The organism is Streptomyces goshikiensis (assembly GCF_014650555.1).
Taxonomy (GTDB): Bacteria; Actinomycetota; Actinomycetes; order Streptomycetales; family Streptomycetaceae; genus Streptomyces; species Streptomyces goshikiensis.
This window is the reverse complement of the sequence record NZ_BMVE01000039.1, coordinates 1-1,054: the sequence shown is the minus strand read 5'-3', so window position 1 is coordinate 1,054 and position 1,054 is coordinate 1. Positions and strand designations below refer to the sequence as shown.

Annotated in this window: 1 protein-coding gene; it reads right to left on the bottom strand. The window is 67.2% G+C overall.

Going from position 1 to position 1,054, the window contains the following annotated elements; genetic code table 11:
- Window positions 1-252 precede the first annotated feature (252 nt).
- Window positions 253-432 carry a hypothetical protein gene (locus IE248_RS37035; RefSeq protein ID WP_190033149.1) on the bottom strand — a complete coding sequence of 60 codons (180 nt, stop codon included), beginning with the start codon at window positions 430-432 and terminating at the stop codon, window positions 253-255.
- Between the last annotated feature and the right edge of the window lie 622 nt (window positions 433-1,054).

Genomic DNA, 1,054 nt, shown 5'->3' with positions numbered 1-1,054 from the left:
CCCGCGGAGCGGGTTCCTGGGGCGCTGCGCGCCCCAGGAGAGAACCGCCTCGCTGCGCTCGGCGAGGCTCGGCTTCGCCGAGCCAAGGGCCGGCCCTTCGGGCCGGTGTCCGTCGCTTCGCTCCGGACGGTTCGGGGTTCCGCTTCGCTCCACTCCGAACGGCCTGCTCTGCAGGCTTGGGTGGGACCCCGTTTCACGGGGTCCGGGCCTTCGGCCCGTTGGGCGGATCCGCTCCGCTCCCCCACCCGGTCCTTACGGCTCCGCCTCCAGGACCAGCCCGCTCAAAAGCGGGCGGCTGGCAGCAGGGGGCGGGTTGTGCACGGCTGGCTCCTGGCCTGCGGAGCTCCCGGGGCTGGCCAGGAGGGGGCTGAAGGCTGCCCTCGGCTCGCCGGTGCTGCTGTAGCGGATGACGAAGTCCACTGTCATCCGCATGCCGATTCCTGTCAGTCGGGTGACGAGCAGCCTGGGGCGGTGCAGCGGCCTCGTGGTTCACGATGAGGTCGGTCAGTCTTGGTGCTTCATTCTTGTAGATGGATTGAGACTGGGCTAGGGGATACCCCGTGTTGGGGCCTGGCTCGCACGACTGGCCCGAGTGGCACACCCGCTGTACGCGGCAGCCCTCACCATCCACGCCATCACCGGAGCCAGCACAGCGCAACTGGCCCTGATACGCGCCACCGACATCGACGACACCCTGAGCGTCCTCAAGACCCATGACAGCCGGGCTCACCGCAGCTGCAAGCTATACGGCACCCGGCTGGGCTCAGCCCCTGCTTTCCGCGGCGAAAACCTACGGCCGGCTACAGCACCGCAACCCGAACAGCCCGCTCCTGCCCCTCATCAATGCCCACCACGGCCAAGAGCTCACCGCACACGCGACCGCGATCCGCTACACGCCCCACTCACACCCGTGACCAGCCGCAACACCAAACCCGCCATACCAACCGGCAACAAACTGTCCAAGCCAACCACCAAAAACGGCAGCATCAAATCGGCATCCATGTCAGCACAAAAACCTCGACAGACCCCAGCTGAACAGCAACTACCCAGCAAC